The organism is Leclercia adecarboxylata, assembly GCF_035787115.1.
Taxonomy (GTDB): Bacteria; Pseudomonadota; Gammaproteobacteria; order Enterobacterales; family Enterobacteriaceae; genus Enterobacter; species Enterobacter adecarboxylatus_E.
Map to the genome: position 1 here is coordinate 550,865 of NZ_JALKTL010000001.1, position 18,278 is coordinate 569,142.

Genomic DNA, 18,278 nt, shown 5'->3' on the forward strand with positions numbered 1-18,278 from the left:
GATCTTTCTGGCTAAACCTGGTATCAAACCTTTACGTTTGCCAGCCGTCTGTCACGCCCTGGCGGTACGCCATACATCCGGGCATATTCCCGGGTGAACTGCGAAACGCTGGCATATCCTACCCTGTAGGCCGCCTGGGCGATGGCGGTTCCTTCTGTCAGCATCAGACGGCGGGCGTGGATCAGGCGCAGCTGTTTCTGAAACTGTAAAGGCGACGTGGTGGTGATAGCCCGAAAATGCTGATGGAACACGGAAACGCTCATCCCTGCCACGTCGGCCAGTTCTTCAACGCTTATGGTACGCGTAAACTCTTTTCGTAAAACCGCGACCGCGCGGCTGATGCGTCCGGAATAGCTCTCCACCGCGCCAAGGGCGCGGATAGCCGCCCCATGTACGCTACGCAGCAGCCAGTAATGCAGCTCTCTGCGTAACCCCTCCCCCAGGGCCGCCAGCGCGGGCGGGTCGTCAAACAGTCTTGCCAGCCGGTAAGCCGCCTCCGTCACTCCGGCATTTATCGGTTCAATGCCGACATAAGGCCCGTCACCCTGCCCTGCGGGCGCCAGCTCCTGAAGCTCACGCAGAATAGCAGTATCCAGCTCGAGCACCAGGGAATAGTAGGGATGACGAAGGCTGGCCTCAGTAATCTGGCTGGTCGTCGGCACATCCGCAGCAATTACCATTGCCTCGCCCGGGCCATATTCAAAACGTTCCGTACCGGTAGTGACGCATTTGCGCCCCTGCAACAGCATCGCAACCAGTGGCCTGTTGATGGCCGCCTGCAAATCGCCAGGATGCAAAGCCCGGATAAGCGTTAACCCCGGCACCGGCGTAACCGCCACCCCACTACGGTCGGCGTGAATATCAGCGTAACGGCGACAAAGCTCAAACAGTGCGGTATGCATAGGAACCTTTCAGGCAAGTTTTAAGGCGATAGTATGCGATAAAGGACGACAAAACGAACGTCTGAAAGAGAAACGGGCAAAACTTCACAAGGATTGGGCAATGCGGGCGGGTGGGCCTCTCTTATTGTAACGACACCACCTGACAGAAAGGATTTATCATGAATAAAATCACACTCGTTACCGGCGCCAACCGTGGCCTCGGCCGCCGTACCGCACTCGCCATTGCCCAACAGGGGGGCGATGTCATTGTCGCTTACAGAGGAAACACCGTTCAGGCTGAAGCGGTTGTCACGGAGATCCGCACCCTGGGACGCAAGGCTGTTGCCCTCCAGCTTGATATGGCCCGGACGGCGAGCTTCCCGGGATTTGCCGAAAGATTACGCGCTCAGCTCGCTGAAGTCTGGGCGCGCGACACCTTTGATCACCTGATTAACAACGCCGGACACGGTGAGTTTGCCACCCTTGCCGACACCACAGAAGCGCAGTTCGACGGGCTGTTTGCCGTTCACGTTAAAGGGGTGTTTTTCCTGGTGCAGGCGCTTTTGCCCGTGCTGGCTGACGGCGGGCGGATCGTTAACTTTTCATCCGGTTTGACCCGGGTTTCCTACCCGGGATTCTCGGCCTACGCCGCCGCAAAAGCGGCGGTTGAGATGCTGAGCGTTTATATGGCCCGCGAGCTGGGCGGGCGCGGTATTACCGTTAATACCGTCGCGCCTGGCGCCATTGAGACCGATTTCGGCGGCGGCCTGGTCCGCGACAACGCCGATGTTAACGCACAGTTCGCCGCCATGACCGCGCTCGGGCGGGTTGGCATTCCCGATGATATCGGCCCGATGGTCGCCAGCCTGCTGCGTGACGACAACCGGTGGGTGACCGCCCAGCGTATTGAGGTATCAGGCGGGCAGACCATCTGATCCCAACACAGAACAAACAGGGTCTGGCCTCAGCGAGGAAGTAACGACTCCAGCGCCAGACCTGCCAGGCGCACGGTTTCCTGCAGCCGCGCCAGGCTATCCCCTGCCCGTGCTTTCGCCGAAAGTCCCGCCATCAGGGTACTGATAAAGTCGGTCAGCCGAACGGCTTCATGCGGGTAGTATTGGGCGATATAGGCCCGGATATTTTCTTCTGCGGCAGTGTGCAATGCGCTTGCCGCCTCGCGCGCAGCCCGATCGTTGCAATGGATCCCCTCCAGCACCAGGCACCCGGCCGCCGTCGGATCGCTGACATAGCGTCTTGCCGCTTCGTTCAGGACATCCATCAGGCACTGCCCTACCGGGCGGTCATGGCGCAGGAGTACGGCAAAGGGAATGGCGCCAGTATGACTATAGCGATCCAGCACGCGCGTATAGAGCCCAAATTTACTGCCAAATGCGGCGTAAAAGCTGGGCGGATTGATGCCAAATGCCTTTGTCAGATCGGCCACACTCACCGCGTCATAGCCCTGCGAGTGAAAGAGGTGCTGTGCGGTTTCAATGGCCTGCTCAGGATCAAACCGACGAGGTCGTCCTGGGGTTCCGCTCTTTTTTGTAGTGATCACTACATTACTCCTTGACGGCATGCACAGCCGAACCATATTGTAATGACCACTACAATATCATAAGGAAGATTTTATGGCTGCACTACAGAAGAGATCGGTCCTGATTTTAGGTGGAAGTCGTGGGATCGGCGCGGCTATCGTAAGGCGCTTTGCGTCAGATGGCGCGTCGGTTGTTTTCAGTTACGCCGGTTCGCCAGAAGCCGCCGCGCAACTGGCCACTGAAACCGGAAGCGTGGCGGTACAGGCCGACAGCGCCGACCGGGATGCGGTAATTAAGCTGGTGCATGACAGCGGGCCGCTGGACGTTCTGGTCGTCAATTCAGGCATTGCTCTCTTTGGCGATGCGCTGGAACAGGATAGCGACGCCGTCGATCGCCTCTTCCGGATCAACATTCACGCGCCTTACCACGCCGCGGTTGAAGCGGCCCGGCAAATGCCGGACGGCGGACGGATTATTGTAATAGGTTCAGTGAACGGCGATCGCATGCCCGTTCCGGGGATGGCCTCTTATGCAGTCAGCAAATCCGCACTCCAGGGTCTGGCGCGCGGGCTGGCACGTGACTTTGGCCCGCGCGGGATCACGGTCAACGTTGTGCAGCCTGGCCCCATCGATACCGATGCCAACCCCGAGAGCGGTCCTATGAAGGAGCTGATGCACAGCTTTATGGCGATTAAACGACACGGGCGGCCTGAGGAAGTGGCGGGCATGGTCGCCTGGCTGGCGGGGCCGGAAGCGTCATTCGTGACCGGGGCCATGCACACCATTGACGGCGCCTTTGGCGCATAATGGTCCGGGACCGGCAGACTGCCGGTCCCGATGACGGTTGGTCACGCATAGCGTCAGGAAACAGGCGGCAGATCAGCCAGGCGTTTGACGAAGCGCTTTCTTACCTCTTTATACCCGTTACTTTCATAAAATTTGTGCGCTCTGACCCTTCTTTCGCTGCTTGAAAGCTCAATCTGCGTGCATCTTTTATCAAGGGCGATTCGTTCAGAGGCGATGAGAAGCTTCTGGCCTATTCCCGCCCCACGCGAAGACTCATCAATGACCAGCGCGGAGATAAATGCCCACAGGCCATTTTCATGAACAGGCGTGACAAAATTCACAACGATAACGCCGCTAATGTCTTTTTCAGCTTCAGCCACTAAAACACAGAGGCTGTCATGCTTTTCATGAATATGTCCTTTTAAGCGCTCAGCATCCGTCTCATAGCCCAGCTGTTGAAAAAGCCTTTGCAGAGAAGGAATATCGCTTAATTCTGCCGCCCTTATTGAGATCATTATTGTTATCTTCGTCAGTAAAGTTCAGCAAAAAATATCTGAATCTCATAAACCAAATCAATAACATTCGTTGATCTTACAAAGAAAATCGCGCCTCCTGAACGTCAGCAAGCTGGCTAATCCGCCGACTTAACGATGTAGGTCACCACGCCAAAAATATCGAGGGAATCTTCACTGCTCACGAGGATCGGGGAATAGGCGCTGTTCATTGGATTAAGCTGCACCCGGGGTCTGAGCTGCAGGCGTTTTACCGTAAACTCCCCTTCCACCGCGGCGATCACGATATCCCCGTGCTGCGCCGTTCTGGCGCTGTCAACAATCAGCAGGTCGCCATCGCCGATCCCGGCATCTATCATCGAATCCCCGGCCGCCTTCACGAAATAGGTCGAGTTGGGGTGCTGAATAAGTAATTTGTTCAGATCGATACGCTGTTCAACGTAGTCCTGGGCCGGACTGGGAAAGCCGCACTGCACCACATCGCTGAAAAGGGGGAGCGCAATAACCTCGCGCAGCGCTGAAAGTTGGTAAAACTCCATGATTCGTTCCTCGAATACTGTTTTTATATACAGTAGTCGTGACGAGAAGCGCAATCAAGTCGCGGGCCGTTAACGGCTGATTATTGCTTAACCGCTTCGCTTATAAGTGTTTATTGCGGCTAGAAATATTTGTTTTGTAAATGTTTTCTGGCCTGGAGGGCGTGAGGACGATTGTCAGCATGTAAAAAAAGCCCCTTTGTCGTCGACAAGGGGGCTACGGAGTAAGTTACTTCACGGTTTCAATTTTAGGCGGTTGCCATGTTCCGTCCAGAATCGCTTTTTCACCCCAGTAGGCGCGAATATACAGCGAGAATGTTCCGTCTGGTGCAGGCAGCCAGTTGTTCAGTTTATCCTCCGATGGGCGCGTTTTGCTGACGTAGAGCGTCAGGGAGCCATCATCGTTGTACTTCAGGTTTTTGTTTTTGGTCCCCAGCGAATAGCGGTTAAGTTCGTTCGGGCTGAACAGATGCTTGCTGTTATAGAGCGTTAAAGACCAGAAGCCTTTCACCGGCGGAAGTTCCCCTTTCGGGAAGGTGACGGTGTAGTCATGTTCGCCTGAAAGCTGGGTGCCGGCTGCGTCATTATCGGTATAGAAATATTGCGTTTCGTCCGGCTTGTTATCGAACATATTCGATTTGGAGGTACCGGTCCGGTTGTAATAATCAACGCCAAACTCGGCGTTATTTTTAGAGCGGTTCCAGCCGTTGCCCGCCGGTACGCCGTTATGCTTCCATTTGAAGAATTCGGCGATGACGGTTTTGTCCGTTTCAACTGCGGCCTCATCCATCCACTTGCGGATATCCGGATTTTTCTTTCCGGCTTCGACAAGGTGACGGTACTGCGCATACATGGCCTCTTCGCCCGGTAATGGCGGAACTTTATTCAGCACGTTTTCAAACTGATCGAAGAACTTTTCCGGAACCACCCACTTCGTTTCACCCGCGTTTGGATCCGCAGTTTCCCCCACGGAAGGCAGCGTCGAATAGTCGTAGGACTTCATTTTGCCGTCAAACTGACTCAGCGGATAGGTCATCACCTCTTTAATCGGAGCCTGAATCGCCGCCCTGTCTTCTGGCGTGTCGTCCATCTGGATGCGCGGTATCACGTTCGCCATTTCAGTCGAAGAACGGATGATGCCGTTAATGCCTTTTGGCGTTTCGCCTTTCCAGTCAGGACCAACCAGCAGATAAAAGCCCGGTTTAGTGCCATACGGTTTTCCGACGTTTCCAATCTGGTCGGTTCGGGCATCATAGATGGCGTAAACCCAGAAACGATCGCCAAAATCAGGCACCTGGATTACAACCGGCTCTTTTTCCAGCTCAAAGAAGCCCAGGCCGTAGGCCACGTCCTGATTCGGACAGGTCACGAAGGTCTCTTCGGGTTTGATGTAATCCGTCAGCATGCTGAGCTGACCCATAGGCGCGACCGGCACCATTCCCCCGTTGAGCGCCGGATACGGCGCCTTCGTTATGGTCTCACGGCGGTTGAACTGGTTTACCATCGGCCAGCCCCAGATATAGGCCTGCTGCGCCATTGCCTTGACGTAGGCTTCCGGCATCTGCACATCTAACGAGGTCTGGTTCAGCTGGTCAAAGGCTGTAGGTTGCGCAATAGTGAGCGGCGCAGTTTGCGCCCATGCCCCGGCGCTGACCGCCAGGGTAGTGAGCAATGCCAGCGTTTTAATTTTAACCATTTTCGAATCCTTATTTATTCGTCTGAACCAGATCGTCTGGTACCCAGGTTTGATCGTAGAAGCCGTCTTCCGTGCCGTAGAGACGAAGTGCAACAAGGAAATTACGGCCTGGAACTGTTTTGATAAAGGCGGTGTCATCTACCCCATCCGGCTTATTCGGGCCGAACCACAGATCGATAGAGCCATCGCTGTTTTTAGGGATGTTGTAATAGCCATTTGTTGAAGGCAGAAGCTGATCCGTTTCGGGCATGGTGCCATCGGTGATGTTATAGGCCGTCACGGCCCAGAACAGCGCCGCAGGTGGATTCGGCGGTAAATGCAGCTTGTAGGTGTTGCCGCCATCGAGGAACTTGCCGGTATTATCTTTAACTGCGTAAGGGTATTTTGACCCGGCCCCGGTGGTATGCATGACCATTGCCGCGGCACTGGAATACGCTATCTGGAAGAAAGCGGCACGCTGGTTAGCATCGAGCGTACCGTACTGCATCCACTCTGCCGTCGCTCCCGCCCAGGAGTTCTCCCACTGACGGTCTTTGTAATAAAGCTGGCGATGATCGTCCCGCCCCATCTGACGCCTTGCCAGAATCATTCGCGGCGCAGTCTCTACCGCTTTGTTCAGCAGCTCCTGCTGTTCAGGTGTCGGGTTAAAAGGCTTGCCTTTAACGATACCAATGCTCAACAGCGCGCTGCGCGTAGCATCCGGAATGGCGGTCAGCGGTTCATAATCCACAAAGTCTTTCAGCTTTTTCCAGTAGCTGGCATCAGTGGGATAGACCATATTCACGCGTTTGCCGCTGGCATCCGGGAACTGCATCGGTTTGACATCTTTTTCGACGTCCCAGAGCGGGTAGATTCGTGTGGTTTCGGCGTTTTTAACCGCCGGAACAGGGTCAGGCTTGCCCTCGCCTTTCCCCATGATGGTGCGGAAAAAGAGGAACACGTTATAGGTGGAGGATTTAAACGCATAATATCCTTGCGGCACCGGTCCGTTGTAGTCTGGCGGCAGCAGCAGATACAGTCCACCCCGCGCGCGATCGGGACCAATAGCGCCAACGTCGGTGATGGTTTTCTGGAAGAAGTCGGTGAACATCCCGATAACGTTGGCAGGCGCCTTAATAACCAGCGGCCCCGTCTCTTTCAGGTCGAGATAGCTCATCGAGTAGATGACATCACCATTCGGGGTAGGCACCACCGCGCGGCTGTCCATGCGTTCTTTCCAGATAGGTAATACGTTATACCCTTTGCCAAATGCGGCTTCCGACCCATCCCGCAGACCAATAGTGTTCAGCAAAGGAAGCGTCTGGATATAAGCCTGAATAGCATCCTGATAATAAAGCTCGTTACTTAATGACTTTGCTTCATTCTCAGGCAACCAGTTGCCGTTATTAAGCTGTTTCATTAACGGCGATACGGGGGCGTTTTCGGCGAATGTAGGGAGTGAGAACATACATGCCAACAAAATTGCGGATGTCACTACTTTATGCTTCATACGTAATATCCTGCTGTACGGTGAGAATGATGTGACAGGTAATGGTTCCACAACAGGATTATTGCGTCGTCATTGACCTGATTCTAAAAGGCGGATTTTTACTAAATGATAGTAGGAAAATAAAAAAAGTTAAGCATAAGAATTGTTTATTTATAAATTTTTACCTGAACGGGGGATATAGAGGACTAAAATTTGACGAACGCCCTCTATTCAGGCAGTTTGCACCGCGATGTACGACTGCCGCTATAAACGAGCACACGTAGCTGAATGTGACTTTAATAAGACAGCACCGACGCCAGGGATATTCAGTTATAACGATATAACGCGGATGTACTCGTCAGAAGTCAACATCATCTACAATTCAATGAACTCCTGCTACCCAGAGATAATGATGAAAAAGATATTTGGAATTAGCGCAATGGCGCTGTTTGCGAGTCACTGTTGGGCTGCTGAGGGTGACTCGGGAAGCGCTGCGCAGGCGAATAACCCGCTTGCCAATATGACAGCGTTTAACATGCAAAACTATTACATTGGTGACGTCAGTGGCACAGACAAGGACGCGAATCAGTTCTGGTTTCGCTTTGCCACGCCTTTCAGGTTAGGTGACAGCGACTGGCTTTTACGCGCCTCCCTGCCTGTTAACACCTATCCCATCCCGCCCGCTGGAGGCCATCAAACGGGGGTGGGCGATCTTAACCTGTTTGCATCATGGCTCATTGATACCGGAAACCCCGCTGTCAGTTTCGGATTTGGGCCACAGATAACGGCCCCGACGGCCTCAAAAGATGCCGTAGGCTCAGAGAAATGGTCAGGAGGGCTGGTCAACGTACTTTTTGATGCCAGCAATCCTAAGTTTCAATATGGTTATCTCGCCTCATGGCAACATAGCTTTGCCGGAAATGACGATCGGAGTAATGTCAATCTCGCCACCTTCCAGCCATTCCTCTTTTATCAACTGGGAGGGGGTACCTATCTTCGCGCTGCGCCAGTCTGGTTATACAACCTTCACAATGATGATTACAGTATTCCACTGGGTCTCGGCATTGGTCAGGTAATAAAGCGTCAGAAAACAGTTTATAACTTCTTCATTGAGCCTCAGGGGAGCGTCGCCGATCGCGGTGATGGGCAACCGAAGTGGCAAATATTCGCCGGGCTAAACCTCCAGTTTGTAAATTGATTTTAAGGAGAGGATGAATGAGCCTGATCAACGTTGAAAAGATGCAGATATCGCTATGGCGTAAATATTTGCCCTTGTTATTGCGCCATAGTGCGGATAAAGGCACGCCGCACGACTACTATTCGGTCTTTTTTAAAGATGCAGAAAACAATCGCTATATCCTGAAGGCGGCGCATACCGCAGAGAACGGCCAGGATGGCGTGTTATCGTTATCTTCGTTGTACCAGACCGGTGATGTTACTAAAAAACTTGCTGATATTCCTGAGATGGACGCAGAGATTGTCCATTACAAAAAAAACTATACCCAGCATTATAAAAGCATCTTCCTGTTTGCCCTCGATCGCACCCTGAAGGTCATTACGCTAAAGACGCAGATTGCCCGCCTTAAAGGCCGCGTGGTGTCTGGCGCAAAATCGGATACCGAGACCATAAGCCGCGACCGCTTTAACTTGCTCAGACTGCTTGTCGCCAGCTATGTTAATCAACGGCCATCGCGCACCTCGTCTGGCTTTAGTCAGGACGAGGTGATCGCCCTGCTCTATGGCACGCTATGGTATAAACACATTAAAAACGAAGCCTTCAGGCGAAAAATAAAACTGCTGCTGGAGTCACTGGTCATTAGCGGGGATCTCACCGAAAGCCAGGGTGTTTATTATGTTCAGGGTCAGGCCATCACCACCCTTGTTGAGTATGAAAAAGAGGACCGCCGGGTTTCGCAGCAACAAAAGATGCACAAAAATATTGTCCGCTTTATGTTCGTTATTACCGTCGCGACCCTGCTGATTATTCTGGTGCTGCTTGGCATGGCCGGGATCGTCGATTTATCAGCCATCTGGCAAAAGATCCTGCAAATTAAACCGGTACGCTTTATGCTGAAATTTATCTGAGACGGGAAGCGAGACCAATGGAACACAAGTTTGATATTAAAACCTTAAAAACCATTCATACCCTCTGCGCCTGCGGCAGCGTAATGCAGACGGCGAAACTGTTAGGCGTCTCGCCCGGCGCCGTCAGTTACACCCTCAATAAAGCGCGAAAAATTACCGGCTCGGCCCTTTTTTTCCGTACCCGAACCGGGATGGTGCCGGGCAGTCTGGCAGAAGAGCTCAGTCAGAAATATCAAAAAATCGTCAGGGATCTTGATCTGGACAATGTTCTCTCCGCGACGGAGAAAACGATTTTTACCGTCAGCTGTTATTCCGTTCTTGAGCTGCTACTGTCGACCGCCTTAATTGCCTGCGCCGATCCGCTATCCCGCGTCAATTTTTGTTCCTCTGTTGAAAACGATGAAGCCAGAATAGCCAGAATCAGAAATAAAGAGGTGGATATTGATATTGGTACCCGGCTGCCTGTTAATAATTCTATTATTCAACTGAAATTCTTTCACAGCGGCATCTCCGCCATTGTCCGTCACGATCATCCGGCGATCGGTGATACCTTCACCCTGTCCGACTGGACGCAGCATCAGCATGCTATCTGGTCCAGGGGAATGCACCTGATTAGCGATAACGTGGAACAAACCAACCGGTTTAACGCCCTGTTTCAGTCGCGTAACGTGGCCTTTGTCGCCAGCAGTACGCTTAATCTGGTCATGCTTTGCGCCCACAGCGACCTGATCATTTTACTGCCGACAGTCATCGCGCAGCACCTTCAGCCCCTGCTGCCGATAAAGGTACTGGATGTGCCACCGGAGCTTGAAATGACGTATGAATGCTACGTGCATTACCATCATTCGCTCGCCACCAACCCGCAACTGGGAGAATTAATCCAGCATTTTCAGGCTGCGGTTAGCTAATACTAAAATCACTATTTATTCGGAATAACAAAGGGATTTAATAAATTTAAATTAAGTATTTAAAAGATGATTCCGGCGTTCAATTTACAGCCGATCGCTAACTGTATAACCTAGCCGCTTCATTAATTTTATAAACCACGACATTATTATGAGCGCTATTTTATTAAGTGATAATTATTATCTTTGTGCGGGCACAGAGGGTTCACAGGTTGATACCTTATTTATTTGCGATGAGCTGGAGGTTGAAAAACTGTGCAAGACCAACGCGTTCACAAATATTATCATTGCGATTGAGCAAGACAGCCTTAGAAATAATGTCATCAGCGCCATCAAAAAATCCAGATCGCGGTATATCGTGTTACTGAACGCTATTGAGTCAGGCCGTTATGTCAAAATTGATAATATTATCTACTCGTCGTTACATTTCCGCCTGCAGCCGCTCCAGTATCTGGTCGAGTATTATCATAGCCTGCGTCAGCATTGGTTCACCCGCCGGGAATATGAAGTATTAAACCTGGCGCACCTGGAAAACCATAAAATTGCAAAACGTCTTAAGCTGTCGCAGAAAACCATCAGCACCTATCGCATCAAAATCCAGGAAAAAATGCATATGCGGGCAAAAAACCCGCTCGCGATGAACCGGGTTAAATCAGCCCTTCTCGATCAGAAATTATAAGCAGCCACCGCCGTCAGACGGGGCTGCACCTGCTGGTTAAAACTGGTAGCTGTAGTTCAGGCTGGCAAACCACAGGTACGGATCGTCATAGCTGCCTTTCAGGATAGCCGGAGACTGCACCCGGGAGGACTGCATATGCAGATAAGAGACCGCGAAACCAATATTGCTCTGCGGCGTCACCTGATATTGCGCGCCGGTGGCGAAACGCCACTCGTCCCCGGTCGGCAGGGCCAGCGACGCGTCGTTCTGTGATTCATAGATGGTGCTGTCAAACGCCACCCCCGCATTGATCCGCCACTGCTCCGTCGGGCGATACTGCACCCCCAGCGCCGTGTGCCAGGAGTCCTTAAGGCGGTTTTTCTTGTCGAGATCCTGCCCTACCACAGTAACTTGCGGGGCGCCAAACTGGCTCCAGTCCTGCCAGCCCAGATCGCCCATCACCGACCACTGCTGATTAATATCGTGCACCAGGCTTAACATGATCTGCTGCGGCGCCCTGACCTGCGCCGAGAGCGGCAGATCGTATTCGACGTTCGGCAGATTCGGGAAACGCGCCTTCCCATCGATATCAAAGTCATATTCGGTTTTACTGGTCCAGGTGATCCCCGCCCGGGTCTGGTCGGTGAGTTCCATCAGTAAGCCCAGACGATAGCTCATGGCCCAGTCATGATCTTTTTCGGTCTCATCATCGCCGTCGACGTTGCGGGTAAGCGAAAGAAGGCCGTAGTTAACGTTGACCGAGCCGCCAACCGAGACCCGGTCGTTCAGCCTGTAGGCCAGCGACGGGCTTAAGGTCAGGGCGACCATCGCGCTCTTTTTAATCAGCCGATCGCCCGCCCACTCACCGTAGTCGGTCGCCAGGCCGTAGTTGCCGTACAGCCCGATCCCGGCAAACAGATCGTCATTAATTTTTTGCGCGTAAAAGCCGCTGGCGTTGGGAAACACGCTCATGATATCGCCCGGACTTTGTCTGCCCGCCTCGTTATCGAGCTGGTAAGAAATATCCCCGTCCATCAGCTGCACACCGCCGGTAAACATATGATCCGGCAGGCGGGTCATCCCGGCCGGGTTGGTGACAATGGTGGAGGCATCCTGGGCGCGAGCCGCCTGCCCCGCACCCGCAAGCGCCGTATCCTCCGTACCCATTTCATAAAAGTAGAGCCCACTGGCATGGGTTACCGGGGATAAAAACAGACCAAGACCAATCAATGTAAGTTTTTTCATTTGCCACCTGCAAAATTAACGTTGCGCTGCTATTTCTGAAATCGTTCCAGCTGCGTTTTATCTGCCTTCTCTGCCCGGTCGGCCAGCCTCTGGAACTGAGACGGGCCGTAGAATGCCTTCGGCATCGGGAGAGACTGCATATCTGCGCCCGGGTAAATCTGAAGTTCACCCAGGCGGGAGAGCTGATACCCCACCACGACGGCGGGCATCGTCAGCATATAAGGCGTCGTTTTTTCATACGCCACCGGCGTGGGTAACCGGTTATGTTCAAGGTTGTAGTTGCGCTTTAGCACCAGAAATTTATCCGGCACCCGGCGCTTGCTGTTCCACCAGTCGCCGTCCAGCTCGCGAAACTTTCTTTCGGTTTCGGTGGCGGTCGCGACCCCGAGCTGCAGCAGCGCGTGGCGCAGCGCCGTCTCCATAGCGGCGTTGTATTGCGCTACCGACCCGGCTTTGCCCTGCAAAATAACCGCGATGGCCAGCCTCGCTCCCAGCAGGTTGGAGTACAAATCTTCCGGCGAAAAAGCAGAAATTTCTTCCGAAAAGCCGGGAACTGACTGAAAACCGTACCACTGTGCAATCTCGTGCCACTGAGCCAGCTCAAATGCCAGCTGGCCGGCCAGCCAGGCCGCAAGGGTGTAGCGTTCGGGCATGGCGGAAGGCGGCGTGAAGGCCCGGAGCTGCACCCGGCGCACGCCCAGCTCCTCGCTGTAAAACAGGCGTCCGCCGCGTCCCAGCTCGGGAAGAAGGCGGGAGAAGAGATAGAAGGTGTTATCCGCCGTGTCGCGGACGTGGGCGATATCGATAAACCCGCCGCGATGGGTATAGATCAGGCCGTTTTTCTCTTCGCTTAAGCCCACCAGATTTTTCACTGCCCCCAGCGCACTGTCGTTGTAGTGATGGCGGCCCAGCGTATCCAGCGTCAGGACGTTGCCAATCTGGTAGACCGGAATGGGCACACCCACCGCCCTGACGTGCAGGTCATAGCCAAACGCGCAACAGGGGCGCAGCGATTCCGGTGCTGAAAGATGGCTCACCACGGGGTAGACCTTCCTCGCCTGCTTAACGGACAACGGCGCCTCGTTGGCACAGGCAAAACCCGCAACGATCCATAACAGCATCAACCACTTACCCATTCAGAAAGCCTCCGCAACCTGAAAATAAAATCCTGCACTCTCTTTACCAAATCCCAGATCCAGCCGGACGTTCATCGCCGGTTTGACTTCAAAGCGATAGCCCACCCCGGCGGTCGGCAGCAGGGGATGATCGCCGAGATCCTTGAGGTCACTTCCCAGCGCCCCCGCTCCCAGCCACAGCACATAGCCGTGTCGCCAGTTCAGCTTTCGCCGGTACTCCACCTGCCCGCTCACCACATCGTTGTCGCGATAGCGTCCCTGGTAGTAGCCGCGCATGCGTCGGTCGTCACCGGCCATCGAGAGTCTGTCCCAGGGCACCTTGCCCCGGGTAAAGCGCCCCCAGAGATCGACGGCCAGCACGCTTTTTTCGTTCAGCAGATGGTAATAATCGTATTGCACCTCGGTGGCGTGGAAACGGGTATCGGACCCCAGCGAGGGGTCAAACTCGCTGTATTCCACCCTGAACAGCTGCCCGCGCTCGGGCCGCGTGACAACGTCACGGGAATCGTAATTCAGGCTGAGGGTCACGCCCGACGACAGGGGCGACGTCTGCGCGTCATAGCGCGTGAAGGTGTCCCCCGGATGTGGACGTTCGATGTCCGCCTGCAGCGTGGAAAAATCCCATCCGACGCCGAGGTAGAGATCGTCTGCCACTTCGCGCATCACCACCGGATGGATCCGGAAGGCATGGCTGGTGTAATCCTGCTCGTTTCCCTGGGCGGCTTCGTAGCCAATTCCCCAGAAGCCGGTTGGCACCCTGTTCAACGCGCCGTCGATAAACAGGCGCCAGCGATCGTCGGTGAAAAAGGTGTAACTGCTTAAGCCCAGCCCTGCCGCGCCGCTGGCGCTGACAAACCCGGTAAACGAGAGCGATGAGTTCTGGGTGGTGGTATCCATGGGATCGACCCGGTAAATCCCCGCTACCGCCGTGCCCAGCCCCAGCCTGAGCTCCGGGGTATAAAACGGGCCAGGCAGCACGCTCCAGTCGATCCCTTTTTGCGGATCGTACTGGTTGTCCGCCCCCAGTTTCGCCAGCAACGCATCCACCGACTTTTGATCCAGCATGGCCGCGTCTGCAGGCCATGTAGACAGCGTCAGGGAAAATATCAGCATGCTGCGGCAACGGCTCATCAGAAACGGTATTCCCCCGCCACAAAGAAGCTGTTGCGCTGGTTGAAGCCAAATTCGGTGAGGACGTTAAAATGCGGCGTCATCTCAAACTGAGCGCCGACCAGCATATTCCAGGGGGAGGAGAGCTTCTGCTTAACGTCAAACCGGCCGTCATCGCTCTGGTTCACCGCGTTAATCAGCGGCTGCAGCTGGGCGGGCATATGCAGATCCGACAGGCTGCCCTGAAACTCCTGCTGCACATCCTGGTACATGCTTCCTATCCACACGCCAAGATGCGACTCGCCCGCCGGGCCCTGGAAGCTGAAGCGGTAACCCACCCGGGGCGAGATGGTCAGCGCCGAGATTTTGCCGTCCAGAATGTCAAAATCGGTGCGGGTGTAGTTCGTGTCCACCAGCGCAAACCAGTTTTCATAGCCCCCTGCCAGGGTGATCCCGGTGCCCCAGGTGGTGCCCTTGAAGTCGAGGATAAAATCAATATCCTGCAGTTCACCGCTCTGATGCAGCTGATGCACTGAGGAGGCGATGATCCGGTCTACGCCGGTATAGCGCGAGGGATCGGCATCGACGGAGACGTTCGAGACGGACGAGCCGCGCGTATGCCCCACCAGCCCGTAAATATTGAGAAACGGAAACACCCACATATCCAGGCGCAGGTTTTCGGTTTTACTCTGCTCACGCGTATGCCCGGCATCGATATTAAACATATCGGTCGGGATGGGATGGTTGCCCAGCGCCAGACCGGAAAAGCCAATGCTGTCGACGTTAATGTCCTGGCGCATATTCATGTAGCTGAGGTTGACGCCAAAGGGCAGCGGAATGGCATAACCCCGCGCCCTGGCCTCATCCCCCCAGATGGGGAACGTCCGCTCGTCAGCGTCGGCCGCCGACGCGACCCCCGAAACCAGCAGCAACGGCACCATCACCTTAATCCATCTCATAACTCTCCTCATTTACAGGCCAGAGCCCACATTAAAATAGACCGCCTGTTCGTGATCGCTGAAGGCCACGTCCACGCCGGTATGCAACCCGTACTCCCGGGCGATCAGGTAGCGAAAACCGGTACCCCAGGCCACTTCTGCGCTGTGGTAAAGATCGCTTGCGCGCTCCCCGGCGCTCCCGGCCCCGACAAACCCTTGCAGGATCCAGCGCGGCGTAACCTGCCAGCCAAGCTGGGCCTGCACGGTACTGACATCGTCGCCCTGATAGCGGTAGCGGGAGATCCCCCGCAGCTTGATATAGGGCCGGGCCATCGGCGGCAGGTGCTGATCTTCCTGAGAGAGCCGCTGGTAGTTCCCGGCGAGGGAGAGCGTCCAGGTCGGATTGAGGGGCAGAAAAACTTTGCCGTCCAGCGTCAGCAGATCGTAGCGGTAATCGCCCCCCAGGAAGTGACCGTAAAACTGGTACTCGCCGCTGAGCGCCACCCCTTCCCGCGGCCAGAAAAAGTTATCGGTAGTGTCGTATTCCGCCACCACGCCCAGCGCCGAGGAGGTGCTGTTATCCCCCAGCACCCGCTGCCATACGCGATCGATAACGGGATTGTTTTTGGCGGAGATATCCGTCTTCGCCCAGAACTGGGAGGCGCCGACAAACACCGGCGAGTCCCCTACGCGGAACAGCAGCTTTTGCATGCCGCCGTAGCCCTGAGTTTCGGTGTTGATAGCCTTGTTGCGGCTGAACCCGGCCACATCGCCGGAATAGATATCAAGATTGATACTGGCGTAGCCCCCGGCAATCAGGTAGCGGATGTGGTCATCCTGCCAGGTCCGCCGATGGCCGCCGCCGACAAACCAGGTGCCGTTTTCGGTACCGCCGCCGCCCAGCGCGGTCATTGCCGGGGGAATATATTGCCCGTCAACCTGGCTGCCTTTACCGTGCAAAAACAGGCCAAACAGCCCGCCGCCATAGCCGACGGCGGGCTCGGTGATCGCCACCGGGATCGGCAGAAATCCGTAAGGGTTCTCCTGCAGGTTTCGGCTCATATCCAGCATGCCATCCTCAGGATCGATCAGGCTGGTCGCTGAGGCCTGCCCGCATAGCAATAAAGCCAGCAGCACGTATTTGTTCATCCCTTATTGCCCTCGGGCGCCGTTGCTGGTGCCGGATACCAGTTCTCCTTCGCCACCATCACCGCGCCGTCAGGCTGCATCACGAAGTTCGGCGACATGATCTGTACGTTGAACTCGTTGAACACGTCCTGAATATTGCTGTGCAGCTCGTTGCGGGCCACCGCCAGCGACTGCCCCGGCAGCAACCGCACCTGTAATTCATAGGCGATATACCAGTCCATCAGGCTCAGCTGGCGCACCAGCGGCGGTTGGGCAGGATCGATGCACTGCGCCCGTTTAGCGGCCAGCTCCAGCATGGCGTGCACCTGGCGCCAGGGAGTGTCGTACCCGATGGTGACGCCCACGGTGAGGTTCACCCCGCCGTCCGGGTTTTGCACGCTGAGGTTGGTGATTTTGCCGCTCACCACCACCGCATTGGGTACGGTGACGACGTAGTTTTCCCGGGTGATGATCTTGGTGGCGAGCATGCCAACCTCACTCACCATCCCTTCGTTATCCGCCACCCGAATCACATCCCCTTTGCGCAGCGCCCGGGAGTAGATCAGCACCAGTCCGCTCATGGCGTGGTTCATCACCCCTGCCGATCCCAGGGTGAGCATTAAGCCAAAGAAGACGCTGATGCCCTTAAACGCCAGCGAATTGGCGCCGGGCAGAAACGGGTAAGCGGCGGAAAGAGCAAACAGCCACACCACTACCGAAATCAGCTTGCGGGTGGCGCCGACGGTTTCGGGATGGATCCCCGGCAACTGCAGGCGCCCCGCTTCCACCTGGTTAAGCACAAACTTCAGCAGCTTGAGGATCGCCCCGGTGATAAGAAAAATAAGCAGGACGATCAGCAGCCCCGGCAGGGCTGAGGCAATCGACAGCGCCATTTGCCGCAGCACGCGGAACGACCAGTCGCCCAGAGAGGTGCCCCAGACGCGGGTCCAGGGAAACAGGCTGAAGACCCAGCTCAGCCAGAAATAGAACGCCACAACAGCCAGTAAAATCATCAGCAGGGCATACAGGCGGGTCTCAATAGCGCCAATAAAACGCCGCCAGCGATGCGGGATCCAGCTGCGGTTTTCGAGGATCCGCAAACGATAAAAGCGCTGTACCCAGCGCCACGAACGCCAGGCGCCGTAACAGAAGAACACGAAGACCAGAAAGCCCGCCGCCGCTTTCACGGTGGAGAGCGCCAGCCAGCCAGAATCATACTGATCGCGCAGAGCCATGCGCTGGGCTTCCATCCGGGCCAGCACCCGCTGGGCGGCCTGATCCAGCGTTAAATCATCGCCTTCGTCCAGATCCGCCTGCGCCAGCAGCAGCACCGGTTTGCCGTTCATCACAATCAGCCTTCCCTGCTGGTTGTAGCGCGATACCGACACGATTTTGAGCGGCTCCCGCACGTCCGCCTCGGTAAAGTTGCGCAGCGTATTGCGGATGCGTAACACGCGCTCTTCAGGCGTGGTCAGGCCGAACTTCGCCTGCAGCATGACGATAGGCTGATGAAAGATATAGAGCGTGCGGGCGCGCTCCTGCTCCGTAGGGGCCTGACGGGGTTCCGCAGCCTGGGTAATACAAGCCAGACCAGAGAGAAAAATTGTCAAAAAGATGAGCAGGATCCTGTTCATGTTCACCACCCGAAACGCGCAA

General features: G+C 55.1%; 18 protein-coding genes. 6 read left to right on the top strand and 12 right to left on the bottom strand.

Going from position 1 to position 18,278, the window contains the following annotated elements; translation table 11 throughout:
• Nucleotides 1-23: 23 nt before the first annotated feature.
• Nucleotides 24-902, bottom strand: a complete 879-nt coding sequence (locus tag MXM41_RS02610; RefSeq protein WP_325929728.1) for an AraC family transcriptional regulator — start codon at nucleotides 900-902, stop codon at nucleotides 24-26.
• A gap of 158 nt (nucleotides 903-1,060) precedes the next feature.
• Between MXM41_RS02610 and MXM41_RS02615 the strand changes: the two genes are divergently transcribed.
• Nucleotides 1,061-1,816: an SDR family NAD(P)-dependent oxidoreductase gene (locus tag MXM41_RS02615; protein WP_325929729.1), complete on the top strand. Its 756-nt coding sequence runs from the start codon at nucleotides 1,061-1,063 to the stop codon at nucleotides 1,814-1,816.
• 29 nt (nucleotides 1,817-1,845) lie between these two features.
• On the opposite strand, the gene MXM41_RS02620 is transcribed toward MXM41_RS02615, so the two are convergent.
• On the bottom strand, nucleotides 1,846-2,436 hold the full coding sequence (locus MXM41_RS02620) for a TetR/AcrR family transcriptional regulator (RefSeq protein WP_325930826.1): 591 nt from the start codon (nucleotides 2,434-2,436) through the stop codon (nucleotides 1,846-1,848).
• A 76-nt stretch (nucleotides 2,437-2,512) separates the two neighbouring features.
• On the opposite strand from MXM41_RS02620, the gene bdcA reads away from it, so the two are divergent.
• Complete coding sequence (gene bdcA / locus MXM41_RS02625) at nucleotides 2,513-3,226, top strand: SDR family oxidoreductase (RefSeq protein ID WP_325929731.1); 714 nt, start codon at nucleotides 2,513-2,515, stop codon at nucleotides 3,224-3,226.
• A gap of 53 nt (nucleotides 3,227-3,279) precedes the next feature.
• Here bdcA and MXM41_RS02630 read toward each other — a convergent pair whose 3' ends face one another.
• The 4 genes from MXM41_RS02630 to MXM41_RS02645 form a co-directional block, all read right to left on the bottom strand.
• Complete coding sequence (locus MXM41_RS02630; RefSeq protein ID WP_325929733.1) at nucleotides 3,280-3,720, bottom strand: GNAT family N-acetyltransferase; 441 nt, start codon at nucleotides 3,718-3,720, stop codon at nucleotides 3,280-3,282.
• 116 nt (nucleotides 3,721-3,836) lie between these two features.
• Nucleotides 3,837-4,256 carry a translesion error-prone DNA polymerase V autoproteolytic subunit gene (locus tag MXM41_RS02635; RefSeq protein ID WP_325929735.1) on the bottom strand — a complete coding sequence of 140 codons (420 nt, stop codon included), beginning with the start codon at nucleotides 4,254-4,256 and terminating at the stop codon, nucleotides 3,837-3,839.
• A gap of 226 nt (nucleotides 4,257-4,482) precedes the next feature.
• Nucleotides 4,483-5,949, bottom strand: a complete 1,467-nt coding sequence (locus MXM41_RS02640) for a DUF1254 domain-containing protein (RefSeq protein WP_325929737.1) — start codon at nucleotides 5,947-5,949, stop codon at nucleotides 4,483-4,485.
• Nucleotides 5,950-5,959: 10 nt separating this feature from the next.
• Complete coding sequence (locus MXM41_RS02645) at nucleotides 5,960-7,348, bottom strand: DUF1254 domain-containing protein (RefSeq protein ID WP_325929739.1); 1,389 nt, start codon at nucleotides 7,346-7,348, stop codon at nucleotides 5,960-5,962.
• 418 nt (nucleotides 7,349-7,766) lie between these two features.
• Here MXM41_RS02645 and MXM41_RS02650 point away from each other — a divergent pair, with 418 nt between their 5' ends.
• The 4 genes from MXM41_RS02650 to MXM41_RS02665 all read left to right on the top strand — a co-directional run bounded on the left by MXM41_RS02650 (nucleotide 7,767) and on the right by MXM41_RS02665 (nucleotide 11,086).
• Nucleotides 7,767-8,615: a hypothetical protein gene (locus tag MXM41_RS02650; RefSeq protein ID WP_325929741.1), complete on the top strand. Its 849-nt coding sequence runs from the start codon at nucleotides 7,767-7,769 to the stop codon at nucleotides 8,613-8,615.
• Nucleotides 8,616-8,632: 17 nt separating this feature from the next.
• Nucleotides 8,633-9,502, top strand: a complete 870-nt coding sequence (locus MXM41_RS02655) for a hypothetical protein (protein ID WP_325929743.1) — start codon at nucleotides 8,633-8,635, stop codon at nucleotides 9,500-9,502.
• A gap of 17 nt (nucleotides 9,503-9,519) precedes the next feature.
• On the top strand, nucleotides 9,520-10,410 hold the full coding sequence (locus MXM41_RS02660; protein ID WP_325929744.1) for a LysR family transcriptional regulator: 891 nt from the start codon (nucleotides 9,520-9,522) through the stop codon (nucleotides 10,408-10,410).
• A 148-nt stretch (nucleotides 10,411-10,558) separates the two neighbouring features.
• Entirely contained in the window at nucleotides 10,559-11,086 is a 528-nt protein-coding gene (locus MXM41_RS02665) for a LuxR C-terminal-related transcriptional regulator (RefSeq protein ID WP_325929746.1), read from the top strand.
• Nucleotides 11,087-11,122: 36 nt separating this feature from the next.
• On the opposite strand, the gene MXM41_RS02670 is transcribed toward MXM41_RS02665, so the two are convergent.
• The 6 genes from MXM41_RS02670 to MXM41_RS02695 all read right to left on the bottom strand — a co-directional run bounded on the left by MXM41_RS02670 (nucleotide 11,123) and on the right by MXM41_RS02695 (nucleotide 18,256).
• Nucleotides 11,123-12,310, bottom strand: coding sequence for an OmpP1/FadL family transporter (locus tag MXM41_RS02670; RefSeq protein WP_325929748.1), 1,188 nt, complete (start codon nucleotides 12,308-12,310; stop codon nucleotides 11,123-11,125).
• Nucleotides 12,311-12,339: 29 nt separating this feature from the next.
• Nucleotides 12,340-13,446 (bottom strand): DUF4056 domain-containing protein, encoded by a 1,107-nt coding sequence (locus MXM41_RS02675; RefSeq protein WP_325929750.1) that lies wholly within the window; start codon nucleotides 13,444-13,446, stop codon nucleotides 12,340-12,342.
• Entirely contained in the window at nucleotides 13,447-14,511 is a 1,065-nt protein-coding gene (locus tag MXM41_RS02680; RefSeq protein ID WP_418936758.1) for a BamA/TamA family outer membrane protein, read from the bottom strand.
• 65 nt (nucleotides 14,512-14,576) lie between these two features.
• Nucleotides 14,577-15,515, bottom strand: a complete 939-nt coding sequence (locus MXM41_RS02685) for a hypothetical protein (RefSeq protein ID WP_325929752.1) — start codon at nucleotides 15,513-15,515, stop codon at nucleotides 14,577-14,579.
• Nucleotides 15,516-15,527: 12 nt separating this feature from the next.
• Nucleotides 15,528-16,643 (bottom strand): BamA/TamA family outer membrane protein, encoded by a 1,116-nt coding sequence (locus tag MXM41_RS02690; protein ID WP_325929753.1) that lies wholly within the window; start codon nucleotides 16,641-16,643, stop codon nucleotides 15,528-15,530.
• Nucleotides 16,640-18,256 carry a mechanosensitive ion channel family protein gene (locus tag MXM41_RS02695; protein WP_325929754.1) on the bottom strand — a complete coding sequence of 539 codons (1,617 nt, stop codon included), beginning with the start codon at nucleotides 18,254-18,256 and terminating at the stop codon, nucleotides 16,640-16,642. The genes MXM41_RS02690 and MXM41_RS02695 overlap by 4 nt, the downstream gene beginning before the upstream one ends.
• Between the last annotated feature and the right edge of the window lie 22 nt (nucleotides 18,257-18,278).

Bases quoted from the DNA above. Each gene is read 5' to 3' on its own strand.
- MXM41_RS02610 (WP_325929728.1), bottom strand. From the start codon at position 902: ATGCATACCGCACTGTTTGAGCTTTGTCGCCGTTACGCTGATATTCAC.
- MXM41_RS02615 (WP_325929729.1), top strand. From the start codon at position 1,061: ATGAATAAAATCACACTCGTTACCGGCGCCAACCGTGGCCTCGGCCGC.
- bdcA (WP_325929731.1), top strand. From the start codon at position 2,513: ATGGCTGCACTACAGAAGAGATCGGTCCTGATTTTAGGTGGAAGTCGT.
- MXM41_RS02630 (WP_325929733.1), bottom strand. From the start codon at position 3,720: ATGATCTCAATAAGGGCGGCAGAATTAAGCGATATTCCTTCTCTGCAA.
- MXM41_RS02635 (WP_325929735.1), bottom strand. From the start codon at position 4,256: ATGGAGTTTTACCAACTTTCAGCGCTGCGCGAGGTTATTGCGCTCCCC.
- MXM41_RS02640 (WP_325929737.1), bottom strand. From the start codon at position 5,949: ATGGTTAAAATTAAAACGCTGGCATTGCTCACTACCCTGGCGGTCAGC.
- MXM41_RS02645 (WP_325929739.1), bottom strand. From the start codon at position 7,348: ATGAAACAGCTTAATAACGGCAACTGGTTGCCTGAGAATGAAGCAAAG.
- MXM41_RS02650 (WP_325929741.1), top strand. From the start codon at position 7,767: ATGTACTCGTCAGAAGTCAACATCATCTACAATTCAATGAACTCCTGC.
- MXM41_RS02655 (WP_325929743.1), top strand. From the start codon at position 8,633: ATGAGCCTGATCAACGTTGAAAAGATGCAGATATCGCTATGGCGTAAA.
- MXM41_RS02660 (WP_325929744.1), top strand. From the start codon at position 9,520: ATGGAACACAAGTTTGATATTAAAACCTTAAAAACCATTCATACCCTC.
- MXM41_RS02665 (WP_325929746.1), top strand. From the start codon at position 10,559: ATGAGCGCTATTTTATTAAGTGATAATTATTATCTTTGTGCGGGCACA.
- MXM41_RS02670 (WP_325929748.1), bottom strand. From the start codon at position 12,310: ATGAAAAAACTTACATTGATTGGTCTTGGTCTGTTTTTATCCCCGGTA.
- MXM41_RS02675 (WP_325929750.1), bottom strand. From the start codon at position 13,446: ATGGGTAAGTGGTTGATGCTGTTATGGATCGTTGCGGGTTTTGCCTGT.
- MXM41_RS02680 (WP_418936758.1), bottom strand. From the start codon at position 14,511: ATGCTGGATCAAAAGTCGGTGGATGCGTTGCTGGCGAAACTGGGGGCG.
- MXM41_RS02685 (WP_325929752.1), bottom strand. From the start codon at position 15,515: ATGAGATGGATTAAGGTGATGGTGCCGTTGCTGCTGGTTTCGGGGGTC.
- MXM41_RS02690 (WP_325929753.1), bottom strand. From the start codon at position 16,643: ATGAACAAATACGTGCTGCTGGCTTTATTGCTATGCGGGCAGGCCTCA.
- MXM41_RS02695 (WP_325929754.1), bottom strand. From the start codon at position 18,256: ATGAACAGGATCCTGCTCATCTTTTTGACAATTTTTCTCTCTGGTCTG.